13 protein-coding genes are annotated in these 13946 nt (G+C 69.2%); 4 read left to right on the forward strand and 9 right to left on the reverse strand.

All coding sequences use genetic code 11. From position 1 onward, the window contains the following. Positions 1-4: 4 nt before the first annotated feature. From ACFVYE_RS23890 to eccB, 8 genes are all read right to left on the reverse strand, one after another. Positions 5-760 carry a hypothetical protein gene (locus tag ACFVYE_RS23890; RefSeq protein WP_389607308.1) on the reverse strand — a complete coding sequence of 252 codons (756 nt, stop codon included), beginning with the start codon at positions 758-760 and terminating at the stop codon, positions 5-7. Positions 761-829: 69 nt separating this feature from the next. Next, positions 830-2029, reverse strand: coding sequence for a type VII secretion-associated serine protease mycosin (gene mycP, locus ACFVYE_RS23895; RefSeq protein WP_389607310.1), 1200 nt, complete (start codon positions 2027-2029; stop codon positions 830-832). Positions 2030-2127: 98 nt separating this feature from the next. After that, complete coding sequence (locus tag ACFVYE_RS23900; protein WP_389607312.1) at positions 2128-3729, reverse strand: hypothetical protein; 1602 nt, start codon at positions 3727-3729, stop codon at positions 2128-2130. Between the two features lie 31 nt (positions 3730-3760). Next, a complete protein-coding gene (locus tag ACFVYE_RS23905) occupies positions 3761-4267 on the reverse strand; it encodes a hypothetical protein (RefSeq protein ID WP_389607314.1) in 507 nt (168 codons plus the stop codon). Between the two features lie 117 nt (positions 4268-4384). Further along, on the reverse strand, positions 4385-4666 hold the full coding sequence (locus tag ACFVYE_RS23910) for a WXG100 family type VII secretion target (protein WP_362557448.1): 282 nt from the start codon (positions 4664-4666) through the stop codon (positions 4385-4387). 40 nt (positions 4667-4706) lie between these two features. Further along, positions 4707-5054 (reverse strand): WXG100 family type VII secretion target, encoded by a 348-nt coding sequence (locus ACFVYE_RS23915; RefSeq protein ID WP_383975813.1) that lies wholly within the window; start codon positions 5052-5054, stop codon positions 4707-4709. 154 nt (positions 5055-5208) lie between these two features. Further along, positions 5209-6312 carry a type VII secretion-associated serine protease mycosin gene (gene mycP, locus ACFVYE_RS23920; protein WP_389607366.1) on the reverse strand — a complete coding sequence of 368 codons (1104 nt, stop codon included), beginning with the start codon at positions 6310-6312 and terminating at the stop codon, positions 5209-5211. A gap of 179 nt (positions 6313-6491) precedes the next feature. Further along, positions 6492-8042 (reverse strand): type VII secretion protein EccB, encoded by a 1551-nt coding sequence (gene eccB, locus ACFVYE_RS23925; RefSeq protein WP_389607316.1) that lies wholly within the window; start codon positions 8040-8042, stop codon positions 6492-6494. A 318-nt stretch (positions 8043-8360) separates the two neighbouring features. Here eccB and eccE point away from each other — a divergent pair, with 318 nt between their 5' ends. The 3 genes from eccE (at position 8361) to ACFVYE_RS23940 (ending at position 10514) form a co-directional block, all read left to right on the forward strand. Beyond that, positions 8361-9539 carry a type VII secretion protein EccE gene (eccE, locus tag ACFVYE_RS23930; RefSeq protein WP_383975821.1) on the forward strand — a complete coding sequence of 393 codons (1179 nt, stop codon included), beginning with the start codon at positions 8361-8363 and terminating at the stop codon, positions 9537-9539. Positions 9540-9550: 11 nt separating this feature from the next. Then, positions 9551-10306, forward strand: coding sequence for a hypothetical protein (locus tag ACFVYE_RS23935; protein WP_389607318.1), 756 nt, complete (start codon positions 9551-9553; stop codon positions 10304-10306). Positions 10307-10385: 79 nt separating this feature from the next. After that, on the forward strand, positions 10386-10514 hold the full coding sequence (locus ACFVYE_RS23940; protein ID WP_389607320.1) for a hypothetical protein: 129 nt from the start codon (positions 10386-10388) through the stop codon (positions 10512-10514). Between the two features lie 16 nt (positions 10515-10530). Here ACFVYE_RS23940 and ACFVYE_RS23945 read toward each other — a convergent pair whose 3' ends face one another. Further along, a complete protein-coding gene (locus ACFVYE_RS23945; protein WP_389607322.1) occupies positions 10531-13110 on the reverse strand; it encodes a bifunctional FO biosynthesis protein CofGH in 2580 nt (859 codons plus the stop codon). 124 nt (positions 13111-13234) lie between these two features. Here ACFVYE_RS23945 and ACFVYE_RS23950 point away from each other — a divergent pair, with 124 nt between their 5' ends. Next, on the forward strand, positions 13235-13900 hold the full coding sequence (locus tag ACFVYE_RS23950) for an HAD family hydrolase (RefSeq protein ID WP_389607367.1): 666 nt from the start codon (positions 13235-13237) through the stop codon (positions 13898-13900). Positions 13901-13946 lie beyond the last annotated feature (46 nt).

Genomic DNA, 13946 nt, shown 5'->3' on the forward strand with positions numbered 1-13946 from the left:
AAACTCAGTCAATGAAACGCTGCGGATTGCGGAGCATGGCCAGAGCCTCGTCCAGCAAACTGTCCACCTGAAGGCCTGCAATGCCGTCCCCACCGGCAGCCTCAGTGCTGCTCAGCTTGTCCCTGGCATCAGCGAGGGCCTCTTCAAAAGCCTGGTTCATCCCGATGTACGACTGTCCGGCCGCCCACTGTCGATCCACCTCGCAGGAGCGCAGAGCGCCCTTGGTCACCACGAGGGTCACATGGCGGCCGGCGGACGTTCCCTCGACCTCGGCCGGCTCGGACGCGGTCTCGCCCATCCGGTCCACCACGTCGAAGGCCGAAAGGACATCCTCGGCCAGCTCATCGAGAGGGCGGGAGATGACATAGCGCAGGTCCCGTTCAGGGATCTCGGGCTGCATTGCGGGAGCGGCCGAAGTGGCCGGTTGAGCGGCTTGGCTGTCCAACTGGTCCGCCTTGGCCTGCCAGTTGCCGTCCTCGAACGCCTGGGCCCATGCCGTCATCTGCTGGCTCATGGCCGCTCCGTAAGCCTCGCTGACAGCAGCCCCGACAACCTCCGGATCCTGCCGACGCTGCCAGTCCGATGCGGCCCGGATGAACTCCGGAAGCCCGTCCGCCGCCAGCCGTACGGTCACGGCACCCTGGGCGTCCGTTCCTTCGCCGCCCTGGGGCATCCGGTTCTGCATGTCCGTCATCATGTTCTGCAGATTCAAGGCGTGTTGCTGGAACTGCTGCAGGCCGCGTATGAATTCTTCGTCCACGATGCCTCCTCCTGGCCTATGCGCGTACGGGTGATTTCAGATGAGGGTGATGAATGTGATGACGCACGTTCAATGCCTAAGACCGGCTGCTCTCCGGCGCAGCAGAAGCACCGCGCCGACGACGACCACCACGCCGACTCCGGCGATGATCCAGATGATCGCGCCGACGCCCTTGCCTTCGTCGGCCTTCGCCGAGGCGGCGGGCGGTGCCGACTGCTTCGAGGCGGCCGTGGGGCTTCCGGATCCGCTGGGGGCGGACGGCGACGGGGACTTGGGCGACCGGGCGGCCACCAAAGGGTTCACATCGGCCGGGCCCGGGTCTCCGGGGTCGCCGAGGACGGCCACGCGGGGGCGGACCGTGCCGTAGCCGATGTAGCGGCTGGGGATCGCGCCTTCGGTCGGTTTGCCCGCGGTGTTCATCAGGACACGGAGGACCTGGTTGCCGGTCCAGGACGGGTGCTTGGACCAGATGAGGGCGGCGGAGGCGGAGGCGATGGCGGTCGCCTGGCTGGTGCCCCAGCTGCTGCAATATCCGGGTGTGCCACCGCCACAGAGGATCGGGATGTCCTCACCCGGGGCGGCGAGCGCCACCTGGGGTCCTGACACCGAGAACTTCGTGACCGAAGAAGTCTTGTCGACGGCCCCGATGCCCGCCACCCCGGCGGTAGCCGCCGGGTACCCGACGTAGTTTCCCGAGTCGCCGGTGTTGCCGCTCCCCGCCAGAAGCAGTTTTCCGCGCATCACGGCGTAATCCACTGCCTGTTGGATCTGGGCCCGCTCGTCCTGATCGAGCATGAAGTACTCCCAGGCCAACGACATGTTGATGATCTTGGCTTCACTGTCGGCGGCGTACCGGATGGCCGCAAGCAGAGCCGAGAGGTGATTGGTGCCCGCTTCTTTGGAAGATCCGAAAACGGTCAACGGGAGAATGCGCGCATCCGGCGCAAGACCCTTCACACCCGAACCGTTCACCCCGTTGCCCGCGATGAGCATCGCCATGGCGGTGCCATGCCCGTCCTTGTCCTTGTGCGCACCCCGCTTGGGCTCGACGAAGTTCTTCCCGGGGAGCACTTTCCCCGTCAGTTCAGGAACGGAAGGGATTACGCCGGTATCGATTAGAGCGACAGTGATCCCTTTGCCGGTGCTGACTTTCCACATCTCAGCGGCCTGCATCCGGTCCAGATACCACTCGCGGTCGCGCATGGTGTCCGCGGACGCGGCCGGGGCGATGGTACCGCCGATGAGGAGCAGGGAACCCAGCGCTGACACCACCGCCGACGCTCGCCTGCGGTGACGCCTGACCGTTGACCTCATGCCACCCACTCGTTCTCTGTCCGCCATTCGGCGTCGCTGCTCCGGAACCGGCTCTAGTCGATCACGGGGGGAACCACGCCGTCGTCCCCCGTGCCCCAGGTCTCTTCGTCCTCGGCAAGATAATCCGGGCTCTCGCCGTCACGTCGCTGTGAACGTCGCCGTGTGCCCTGGGACCCGCCCATTGCAGCACCCATCGGGCCCATCGCTCCGCCTGATCGCGGCGATTCGCGGACGAGCCCGGTGCCGCCCGGGGTGAATTCCCGTCCCGCCCCGGACGGCGTTCCACGTGGCGCCCGCACGGTGCCACCCGGCTCGTTGACCAGGCGCTGCGAGCTGCCGCCGGGGCCTCTGACTCCGGACCGCCCACCGGCGATCCCGGGCGCGCCACCGGTGTGGCCCTGCATCATTCCGCGGCCGGTCGACGGCTTCTCGCCGCCGATGACCGTCCCGCGCGAGGTGCCCCGGACGGGGCCGCCCGCGGTCCGGCCCTGGGCCGGCGTACCGCCGTGGATACCGGTGTCGGTCCGGGTGGTCATGGGAGGCCGGACGCCTTCGACGCCACCCCGGCCGGGAGTGCCCATGGGAGGCCGGACGCTTTCCACGCCGCCTCTGCCGGGGGTGCCCGTCGGAGGCACGCCGCCCCTGTCGGGGTTGATCGTTGGAGGCCGGACGTGCCCGATGTCACCCTTGCCGCCCGGCCCGGTGGGAGAAGTACGCCCAGGGCCGCCTCCGGGACCGAACGGACCCGGACGCGAGGGCATCACCACGGGCGGAAGAGGCGTCTGGTGCCCGCCACCACTCGGGCCCTGCGGCGGGAGCCCACCGGTGGGCGGGACCGTGGTAGGCGTCGGGGTCTGCGGCATCGTCACCGTGTCGATGTTCGTCCCCGTGGTGTCCGGGGCACCGGGCACCGCAGTGACGTGCTGCGGCGTGTGGATGACGGGGGTGCCGTCCGGGGAGGACGGGGTGGCGCCATCGGGGCGCACGGTGGTGTAGTGGTGATCGGCCGTCGGCGTGCTGCCGTTCTGCGTACCTGTCCCTGAGCCCGTACTGCCGGAGTAGCTTCCCGGAGCCCCGTACCTTGTCTTCCCGCCGTCGACCGGCATGTCCGGCACTACTTCGCTCGGCAGCGGCCGGAAGTTCGGCTCCTCCTGCGAGGAGATCGACTGCTGTGCCATCAGGTAGTACGAGGCGAGCTTGTTCATCTGCGGAATGGCTTCGTTCCGCGCCGTCTCGACGGCTGCGAGCCGGGCCTTTTCCTTCTTCTCGTCCGCGAAGCACATCTGCACGGCGTCAGGGTGGCCTTGAATCACCTTGGCCACCTCGCTGAGGGCCTGGCCGGCCGTCTGCAGCGAGGTGCCCGCGGTGCCGGCGTAGTCGGCCAGCTTCAGGGTCTCCAGGGCGAAGTCGTTGCCCCACTCACGGAAGGCGTCACCGCCCTTGCCCTTCCAGGTGGTACGGCCGACGTGCTCCTTGAGCTCGGTGCCGATCTTCTCGATCTCGGTCTGCGCATCGACGAGAGCGGTGCCACGGCTAATGATCGCCGTGGCGTCGACGCCACTGACCATGTTGAGCATGTCCTGGTACGACGCGTGCTCGAAGTCGCTGGTGTTGTAGCAGGCGTTGAGTGGTGGCAGCTTCTTTGAGTCACCCATGCTTATCCCTGTCCCCCGTTCACTTCACGTGTTACAAGCCGTCTGATCCGCTGGACGAACCCCCACCGGTCTTGTCCTTGCCCTCTGCGGGCGCTCCGGGATCCTTGTCGGTTTCCGGCTTCTTGTAGTAGATCTCGGTGCGCTGCTGGATGGCGTGCAGACGGTCGGAGTATTCCTGGTCGACGTTCTCGTAGCCGCGGTCGGCCAGGTCGACCGTGATGCCCATCGCCTCCAGCTGATCACCGAGCGTCTTGGACAGCAGCTCCAGGCGCGCGTGCACCATGTCGTAGGCACTGGACAGCCCCATGGCCTCCGGGAAACCGGTGCCGTACGCGGCGGGGGTGACCTTCTGTTCAGTGATACGGCTGTGCGCGGCCGGTGACTCGTCGAGCTTGGTCAGCAGATTGTCCACACGGATCTTGAAGTTCTGCAGGGACTCGCTGGGCGTCGCCAGATCCGGCGCGGTCGGTCCCCTCCCCGGAAGGAACGGGCCGTACACCGGCGTCTTCGGTCCATCGTCCGGAAGTTGAGAACCCATCGAAGCACCTCCCCTAAAGTGCCGCGGAACCGCAGGCACAGGCACGGGTGTGGGATGCGCTGACCGCATCCCACACCCACAGCGTGCCGGTTCCGTCGTGATTCATCTGAGCCTGGGTCAGCCCTGGAAGCGCCGGGCCTGGGCGAGGTCGTTCGCCCGGTAGCCCTCGGTGGCTTCCAAGAGCTTCGTCGAGATCGTCAGCAGGGTCTCGTGCATGTGGTTCACCTTGACGTCCCAGCCACTGTGACGGTCATAGAACGCCTGCTGCGTCTCACCGTCCCACGTCGCAACGACGGCCTTGACCTTGGTGTTCAGCTCGTCGAGCTGGGTCTTGATGGTGTTGGCAGTCGACTTGACCTGGTTCGAGGCTTCGACGACGCCGGAGTACGTAATCTCCATTGAGCGGTCTCCTGATGCAAGGCGGGATGAGGACGGGTTACTAAGAGACCTGGAACCGGTCCAGGACGCCGTTGCTGCCCAGGTTGCCACCGTCGACACCCTTGAAGCTGTTGAGGCGCTCGACTTCCTCCGCGTCGAAGCCGTCACGGCTCATCTGAACGGCTTCCTTGGTGAAGGCCAGGAGCTCCTTCAGGTTGCGCACGTCGAGATTGACCTGCGTCTGGAGGCCGTTGTACGCGTTGGCCGCAACGCCCTTCCAGTGGCCTTCGACGGCGTCGATGACCCCGTTGAGGTGGGTGATCCTGCCTTCGAGCGTGTCATGCATATTGCCGAGTTCGCCGATGAGCTTGTCGATCTGATCGGCTGAAAGCTTGAGCTTGTCTCCCATAACGCACCTTCCCCCATGAATCGGATGTCGCGGCTGCCCGATTGTCGGGTACCACGCGTACATCGGACCAAAGTTATCAAAAATCAGTTTAGCTGCGGCCGCTACTCATTCCAACAGCCTTAGCCCTGAGCTGAGTTGTTGGACATTCACCTAATTACCGGCGACGACGGTCCCGCAGCACGATCGCGGTGCCCGCGATCACTGCGATGAGAAGGCCCGTGGTGGCCAGCGCATAGATCGAGATCCGGGTGATCCGCTCCTGCCGGGTCTCCCCCAACTGGAGGGCGATCGGTTCCGGTCCGACGGGACCGTCCGACACCGCACGATCCGGGGTAGGTGCGCTCGGCGGGTGTTCGTCGTCGTTGAGGGCGCGCACCGGATCAACCACTCCCCACCCGATGAAGTCGTCCCGTCCCTTGACCGCACGTTCGGCGGTCTGCTCGATCTGGGCGACCACCTGGGACTGCGTCCAGCGCGGGTGTTTCGCCCGTAGGAGGGCAGCTACTCCGGCGACGTAGGGGGCCGAGAAGCTTGTGCCGTTGTCGACACACTGGCCGCCCTTCGGAACGGTGGACACCATGTCGACGCCCGGCGCCGCAACCCCTACGAAGGTTCCGGTCTGGGAGAACGGCGCCCGCTCGTCGTTGCGGTCCGACGCGGCCACCGCCAGGACGCCCTTGTAGGCCGCCGGGTACGTCACCTTGACCTTTCCGGCGAGACCGTCGTTCCCGGCGGACGCGACCACGACGATGTCCTTGTTCAGCGCCTCGGTCACCGCGAGTGCCAGGTCGGAGTCGGCTCGCAGGGGCTTGGCGGTGTCCTGGGAGATGTTGATGACCTGGGCGTGCTTCGCGATGGCGTGGCGGATGGCCGCGGCCATCGTCGCGGCAGTGCCGGTGCCCTTGTCGTCGTTCTGCCGGATGGGGATGATCGTCGCTTCCGGGGCGAGACCGACGAACCCCGTGCCCGGACGCGGGCGGGCCGCGATGATGCCGGCGACCTTGGTGCCGTGGCCGACGAGATCGGTTGTGCCGTCCCCACCGCCGGATGCCGCCGGGTCCTGAGCCCCGTCCTTCGACGGCGGAAGCAGATCGGTCCCGGACGCCCGGTCGACAGCGGACTTCAGCTGCGGATTGGTGTCGTCGACACCGGTGTCGATCACCGCGACCCGGACCCCCTTTCCCTTGGTGTCCTGCCAGAGCTGGTCGAATACCAGCCGCTGGAGCGCCCAGGGACGGCCCTGGATCTGCTTCTTCATCGGAAAGGTGCACTCACCGCTGCCCTCGGAACCCGTCTGCGGGTCGGAGTCCAGTGCTGCCGCGGGAGCCTGCGCGAACCCCGGCAGGCCGGCGCCCGCCGCGCACATCAGGAGCAGCACGACGGCCGAAGAACGGAATCCCTTGCGTGTGATCATCACGCGCTTCCTCCTCTCCGTTCTCAGGAACTCTGCGGCTGTTTGGCACTGTTGGCGTCCAGCCGGGGCCCCTTGGGCAGGAGGCCTGACCAGTTGTCCGGCACCGGCAGCGGCCGTACATCCTTGTAGCCGAGCCTGGTCTGGGCCTGGTTGACCTCGGCGGCCTGCTCCTCCGGCGTCGTGGGCTTCTCGGTGGCCCCGATCTTGGAGGGATCCGCGCTGCTGTCGTTGTTCGTCTGCACGGCGTAGCGCAGCCCGGTATCCGTCACCAGAAAGAGCGAACCGGTGGTGGGGGAAGCTCCGTTGAACTGCCGGTACAGCACACCGCTGCCCGGCGTGACGTACGCGCTGGTGGCCCCGTCCTGAAAGCGGACCGGATACCCGGGGCCGGCCCAGGTGGTCAGTTCCGGCACGCCCGCCGAGGTGACGCCGTGCAGCACGTTGCAGACGGTTCCGGTCCGGGCCGACGTGTCGTTGGCCTGTGTCGGGACGTTCTTCGGCCAGCCGTACTTCGCGTAGAACTCGTCCGGGGAAGAGGTGAAGGACTGCGGTCCGACTTCGGTGGCCTGCGCCTTCTGGCCCAGCACCTCCGCCTCCGGGCTCGTCAGGAGCAGCCTGGCGACGAGGTCGGACACGGGCGCAACCGTCCCCGGCAGGACGACGTACTGCTGCATGCCGGTACCGGCCACGGCCTTGAGTACCGTGCCCACCTTGTCCAGGCGGGGGTCCAGGCCGCTGACGCCGGCCGGGTCACCGACCTTGCCGGGCAACCGCGGGAAGTCGATGGGCTTGCCGGCATGCAGGGTGCCGAGCCAGTCCTTGGTGACCTTCTGGGGCTGTGCGCCCTCGCTGAACAGTGAGCGGCGCAGCACCTCGTCCCGGGCCGAGGGCTTGTCGCCTCCGGTGGTACCGATGACGTGCTGCGTGCCGTCCGCATCCACCAGGTAGCGCGTGCCACCCCCGCCGTCCGCCTCGACGTAGAGGGCCTGGCCGCCGTGGAGCTGCTGCTTGCCGCCCACCTTGTCCGCCTCTCGGTCGGCGAGCAGGAAGACCGCCTTCTGCACGGTGTCACCGGCGCCGGCGCCCGGCTGCTCGCAGACCGCCCAGAGCTTGTTCCGGCCCGCCTCGTCCGCGCTGGGCAGCCGGTCGGGTGCGTACGGAATGCCGAGCATCGGACCGCGCTGCAGCTTTCCGCTGTCCAGTTCGGACTCCGCCACCTGGATCACCGAGGACTTGTCCGGGTCCAGGAGCAGTTTCGCGGAGGAGAAGTTCAGCACCGGGTGCAGGCGCTTGACGCCTTTGGTCTCCAGGACGACGTATCGGGTTGTCGATTCACTGCCGACGATGACGTGGGCACCGGGGTCGTCCCAGCCGTCGGGAACCTTGGGCTTGAAGATGCCCCAGGCCCCGAAGCCCGCCACCAGCAGGGCGCCCACCACCACTCCTGGCAGCAGGGCCCGCAGCGGGCGCGGCGCCCCCTCGTCCGAACCGGCTGCGGACGGTTGCAGAAACGCGGCGACCAGCCGCTTTTTCGCGAAGGTGTAGGCATTGAGTTCGTCCCGCCGTGATGCCATCTGCCCTATTTCTCCCCGTGGTTGTAGATGCCTCGCGAACCGCCCCCACTATGCCCGCCGCCGCTCGTTCACCGCCGTGCGGGTACATGCTTCAAGGAGCCGGCCGACGCCCCTGCCCGACCGGGCGGGTCGTGAACCCCCCTTCGAACCCCTCATCGCCGGGCGTGGGACAGTGGGCGGTCGCGGGCCGGTGTGCCGATAGCGTCGGTCCGACTCGCACACGCCTTAGTGCCGTGACACGGAGGGACATACCGGGGGATGAGCAGCGCGACGACCGCAGTGATGAGTGTGCACCCGCAGCCGGGGCGGATCGGTGGAGTGCGGCTGCACCAGGTGGTGTTGATGGAGGTCGCCGGCGCGCTGATGCTTGTCGCGTGGGTGACGAACAGGATCCTGTTGGTGCCGATGGGCCTGGTTGCGGCGGCGCTGGTGCTGCTGGCGGTTCTGCGGCGGCGGGGGCGGCCGGTGATGGAGTGGCTCACCGCCGTCATGGCCCTGCGCGGGCGGCTGAGGGCCGCGCGACGGCCGTGGTCCGCGGAAGGGGTGGACCCCGCACTGGCGCCGGTCGTCGAGTGCGAGGCGGCGCTGCGGACGTACACCTACACCGACCGGCAGCGCGAGCGCACGATCGGGATGGTGGGTGACGGAACGTTCCTGACAGCCCTGCTGCTCGTGCAGCCACGGGACGAACCGCTGCGGATGGCCCGGGACGCGCGTCCGCTGGAACTCGGGTTGCTGCACGACGCCCTGGAGGTGGACGACATCCGGCTGGAGTCGGTACAGGTCGTACAGCACACGCAGCCCGCGCCCGGACCGCACCTGCCTGAACAGGCCGCGGCAGCACGGTCGTACGCGCCGCTCCAGGGCCAGGCCGGTACCCCCGCGATCCGGCTGACATGGATCGCGCTGAAACTCGACCCGGAGCTGTGTCCGGAGGCGGTGCGGGCACGCGGCGGCGGCATCGACGGAGCGCAGCGCGCGCTGTTGCGGGCCACGGATCAGCTGGCAAGCCGACTGGCAGGGGCGGGGTTCGACGCTTCGGTCCTGACCGAGGCGCAGGTGACGTCCGCCCTCGCGACCTCAGCCGGGGTGAATCCGCAGGCCAGCGCGCTGGCGGTGCGGACGGATGTGCCGCTGCGGCGCACCACGGAGTCCACCCGCGCCTGGCGCTGCGACGACCGTTGGCACACGACCTACTGGGTCGGCCGCTGGCCCCACCTGGGCGCGGGTGCTGCGCCATCGGCACAACTGGTGGCACTCCTGACGTCGGTGCCGGCGCTGGCCAGCACATTCAGCCTGACGGTCTCGCGCGGGACCGGTGGCACACCGGCCGTCAGCGGATACGTCCGCCTCACCGCCCGCGGGAGTGATGAACTGGTCTCGGTGCGCCGGCAGTTGGAGCGCGCCGCACGAGGAGTGAAAGTCAGCCTCGTACGGCTCGACCGCGAACAACTTCCCGGTGTGCTGGCCACCTTGCCCCTCGGAGGTACCCGTTGAGCACCCATCGCATGACGCGCACCGGCACCGCCGGCCCCGCTGCTTCCGCCCCACCGGCGGCCGGACGGGGCAGGGCCGGATTCGGACTGCTCGGCCCACGCCGCGACCGGCATGTGCTGCCCGTGGAACAGCTCGCCGCGCTGACACTGCCGCTCGGCGACGACGGGGTCGTGGTGGGCGTCGACGCGAAGAGGCAGCCCGCCGTACTCGGCCTCTTCCGCCCCTCTCAGCTCGATGTCGTGGTCATCGGCAGTGTGTGGACGGCGCAAGTACTGGCGCTGCGCACAGCCGGCACCGGCGCGCGCGTCGCCGTCGAGACGGCCAGGCCGCAGGCGTGGACGGGGCTCGCGCAGGCCGCCGGCGGGGGGCAACAGTGCATGACGGTGCACGACGTCAAGCAGGTGGGACCGCAGGGCGCGTCGGTCGCCAGCCCCGTCCTGGTCGTGCGGGACTGCGGCATGCGCCCACCGCGCAGCCGGCTGGCACCCGGACCGTGGCAGTCCGTGCTGACACTGCTGCCGTTCCTGAGCCCGACGGCGCCGAGGCTGCTCGAAAAGGCGGGACTGGTCGGCATCCAGCGGGTCTCCCCCGAGGAGGCGGTAGTCCTCGAGCGCATTCTGGGACTGCCCCGGGTGCAGGCGGAAGCGCTGCCCGCGCTCGGCGACGACATGGTGCTGTGGTGTACGACTCAGCACCGGAAGTTGGTCAAACTGCAACCGACCGACGTCGAGGCCGGGCTCCTCGGAACCCCGCGCCGCCTGGACTGACTTGATCCTTGACCTGTGCGGTGGGTCCGCGGGTCCGCTCGTCGGGGAGCACAGCTGGTGCCGGGGGCGTCGCCCGCCCATGACGACGAGGAAATCCGGCGCTGGACGGGCCACACCGGACAGCCACGCCGACGCGGACCGGAAGCGGACCGCCCCCGAACCGCTCGTGATCGACGCCGTGCCGGCCGATCACGAGCGGTTCGGCTGACGAGCCCCCCGCCCCGCTAAGGCAGCACCGGCAGCAGCTCCGGGAGGTGACCGTCGGAGGCGGCGGCCGCCGCGACCCGCTCCTGCGGCACCTCCCCGTACAGCGTCGTACGCGGCTTCGCCGGCCGGCCCGCGAGTTCCGCGATCGCGACGAGGTCCTGGATGGACCGGTACGAGCCGTAACCGGAGCCCGCCATCCGGGAGATGGTCTCCTCCATCAGCGTGCCGCCCAGGTCGTTGGCGCCCGAGCGCAGCATCTCGGCCGCGCCCTCCGTGCCGAGCTTCACCCAGCTGGTCTGGATATTGGTGATATGCGGGTGGAGCAGGAGCCGGGCCATGGCGGTGACGGCCCGGTTGTCGCGGTCGGTCGGGCCGGGGCGGGCGATGCCTGCCAGGTAGACCGGGGCGTTGGTATGGATGAAGGGGAGGGTGACGAACTCCGTGAAGCCGCCGGTCTCCTGCTGGAGCCCGGCCAGGGTCCTCAGGTGGCCGAGCCAGTGGCGGGGCTGGTCGACGTGGCCGTACATCATCGTCGACGACGATCGCAGGCCCACCTCGTGGGCGGTCCTGATGACCTCCAGCCAGGTCGCCGTGGGCAGCTTGCCCTTGGTGAGGACCCAGCGGACCTCGTCGTCCAGGATCTCGGCCGCCGTACCGGGGATCGAACCGAGCCCGGCCTCCTTCGCGGCGATCAGCCAGTCGCGGATGGACATGCCGGTACGGGTCGCCCCGTTGACGACCTCCATCGGGGAGAAGGCGTGCACATGCATGCCGGGTACGCGTTCCTTCACCGCCCGCGCGATGTCGAAGTACGCGGTGCCGGGCAGGTCCGGGTGGATGCCGCCCTGCATGCAGACCTCGACCGCGCCGACGTCCCACGCCTGCGCGGCCCGGTCGGCGACCTGGTCCAGGGAGAGGGTGTAGGCGTCGGCGTCGGTGCGCCGCTGGGCGAAGGCGCAGAACCGGCAGCCGGTGTAGCAGACGTTGGTGAAGTTGATGTTCCTGGTGACGATGTACGTGACGTCGTCGCCGACCACGTCACGGCGCAGCGTGTCCGCGATCCGGCACAGTTCGTCGAGTGCCGGGCCGTCCGCGTGGAGCAGGGCGAGCGCCTGGTCGTCGGTGAGTTTCGTCGGGTCGTCGGCGGCCTGGCCGAGCGCCTGGCGTACGTCGGTGTCGATGCGGGACGGAACCATGCCGGGGGCCGCTGCCTCGCGCAGCGCCTCCCAGTCCCCGTACACCTCGTCGAAGTCTTCGCGGCGGTCGCCGGTGCGGCCCTCCGTGTCGATGGTGCGGTGCAGATCGGTGCGGCCGGTGGCACCGAACTCCTCGTCGGGCTCCTGCCAGGGCAGGCCTACGGGGATCGCCCCCTCCTTCGCGAGGCCGGTCTCCGGGTCGGCGAGGGCGCGGACGTGCGGGAGCAGACGGGGGTCGAGCCAGGGCTCGCCGCGCTGGATGAACTCCGGGTAGATGGTGAGCCGCTCGCGGAGCGCGAAGCCCGACTCGGCGGTCTTCGCGGCCAGTTCGTCGATGTGGGGCCAGGGGCGTTCGGGGTTCACATGGTCGGGGGTGAGCGGGGAGACGCCGCCCCAGTCGTCGATGCCCGCGCCGATGAGCAGCGCGTACTCGGCGTCGACGAGGTTCGGCGGGGCCTGGATACGGGCGGACGGGCCGAGGATGTGCCGGGCGACGGCGATGGCCGCCGCCAGTTCCTCCAGCTCGGCGTCCGGCATGCCGCGCATCGCGGTGTCCGGCTTGGCGCGGAAGTTCTGGACGATGACTTCCTGGATGCCGTGGTAGGCGCGGGCGGTCTTGCGCAGCTCGAAGAGGGAGTCGGCGCGCTCCTCGTACGATTCGCCGATCCCGATCAGGATGCCGGTCGTGAACGGGACGTTGGAGCGGCCCGCGTCTTCGAGGACGCGGAGGCGCACGGCCGGTTCCTTGTCCGGGGAGCCGTGGTGCGGGCCGCCCGGTTCGGACCACAGGCGGGTGGCCGTCGTCTCCAGCATCATGCCCATGGAGGGGGCGACGGGCTTGAGCCGCTGGAGGTCGGTCCAGGTCAGCACGCCCGGGTTGAGGTGCGGGAGGAGGCCGGTCTCCTCCAGGACACGGATCGCCATGGCGCGTACGTACGCGAGGGTGTCGTCGTACCCCTCGGCCTCCAGCCACTCCCGCGCCTCGGGCCAGCGGTCCTCGGGCCGGTCGCCGAGCGTGAACAGCGCTTCCTTGCAGCCCATGGCCGCGCCCTTGCGGGCGATGTCCAGCACCTCGTCGGGCGACAGGAACATCCCGTGGCCCTCGCGCCGGAGCTTGCCGGGGACGGTGACGAAGGTGCAGTAGTGGCACTTGTCGCGGCAGAGCCGGGTCAGCGGGATGAAGACCTTGCGGGAGTACGTGATGACACCCGGCCGGCCGGCGGCTTCGAGGCCGGCGTCGCGCACCCGGGCGGCCGAGGCGGCGAGATCCGTCAGATCGTCACCTCGCGCCTGAAGCAGAACGGCGGCCTCGGTCACATCGAGAGCGACACCGTCGCGGGCCCGCTTGAGGGCGCGCCGCATGGAGTTGGTGGTCGGACGTCCGCGCTGAGGATCGGTCATGAAGCGAGCATACGAGCGAGGCGCGCGCCCCGGACCAGGGACTCCGTGGGACCGGCGGGACCGAAAGCCCGACCCTGGCGCCTGGGCCGCTGGAGCGGTCGGGGGCCGTAGGGTCGGGACGGTGATGGAAACGATCGTCTTCGGCATCGGCGAAACACTCGTACGCGACGACCGCTACTGGGCGTCCTGGGCGAACTGGCTCGGCGTTCCACCGCACACGCTCAGTGCGTTGGTCGGCGCGGCGGTCACCCAGGGCCGCGACAGTGCCGATGCGCTGCGCATCCTGCGCCCCGGCATGGACGTCAGGGAGGCATACCTGGCGCGTGCGGCGGCCGGACGCGGCGAGCATCTCGACGAGACGGACCTCTACCCCGACGTCCGCCCCGCCCTCGCGGAGCTGCGCGCGCTGGGGGTGCGGGTGGTGGTGGCGGGCAACCAGACGGTACGGGCCGGGGAGCTGCTGCGGGCCCTGGATCTGCCCGCGGACCTGGTCGTCACCTCGGACGAGTGGGGCGTGACCAAACCGGACCCGGCGTTCTTCGCACGCGTACGGGAGGTGTCGGAGGCCGCCCCGGAACGCACCCTGTACGTGGGCGACCACCCGGCCGACGACCTGTTCCCGGCCAAGTCCTTCGGTCTGCGCGCGGCGCATCTGCGCCGCGGTGCGTACGGGCACTGGTGGGCGGACCATCCGGACGTGGTGGAGACGGCGGACTGGCGCATCAACGCGCTGACGCAACTCCCGGCGCTGGTTGCCGAGGCCCGCGAATCCAGCCCGTCCGGCGTCTGAGGACGGGACCGTCGCCCGCGTGAGCGGACATCATTCGTGGCACGGC

It is taken from the genome of Streptomyces sp. NPDC058239, assembly GCF_042882185.1.
Taxonomy (GTDB): Bacteria; Actinomycetota; Actinomycetes; order Streptomycetales; family Streptomycetaceae; genus Streptomyces.

Excerpts from the sequence above, each read along its gene's own strand:
- ACFVYE_RS23900 (WP_389607312.1), bottom strand. The coding sequence starts at position 3,729 with ATGGGTGACTCAAAGAAGCTGCCACCACTCAACGCCTGCTACAACACC.
- ACFVYE_RS23905 (WP_389607314.1), bottom strand. The coding sequence starts at position 4,267 with ATGGGTTCTCAACTTCCGGACGATGGACCGAAGACGCCGGTGTACGGC.
- ACFVYE_RS23910 (WP_362557448.1), bottom strand. The coding sequence starts at position 4,666 with ATGGAGATTACGTACTCCGGCGTCGTCGAAGCCTCGAACCAGGTCAAG.
- ACFVYE_RS23915 (WP_383975813.1), bottom strand. The coding sequence starts at position 5,054 with ATGGGAGACAAGCTCAAGCTTTCAGCCGATCAGATCGACAAGCTCATC.
- mycP (WP_389607366.1), bottom strand. The coding sequence starts at position 6,312 with ATGAAGAAGCAGATCCAGGGCCGTCCCTGGGCGCTCCAGCGGCTGGTA.
- eccB (WP_389607316.1), bottom strand. The coding sequence starts at position 8,042 with ATGGCATCACGGCGGGACGAACTCAATGCCTACACCTTCGCGAAAAAG.
- ACFVYE_RS23935 (WP_389607318.1), top strand. The coding sequence starts at position 9,551 with ATGACGCGCACCGGCACCGCCGGCCCCGCTGCTTCCGCCCCACCGGCG.
- ACFVYE_RS23940 (WP_389607320.1), top strand. The coding sequence starts at position 10,386 with ATGACGACGAGGAAATCCGGCGCTGGACGGGCCACACCGGACAGCCAC.
- ACFVYE_RS23945 (WP_389607322.1), bottom strand. The coding sequence starts at position 13,110 with ATGACCGATCCTCAGCGCGGACGTCCGACCACCAACTCCATGCGGCGC.
- ACFVYE_RS23950 (WP_389607367.1), top strand. The coding sequence starts at position 13,235 with ATGGAAACGATCGTCTTCGGCATCGGCGAAACACTCGTACGCGACGAC.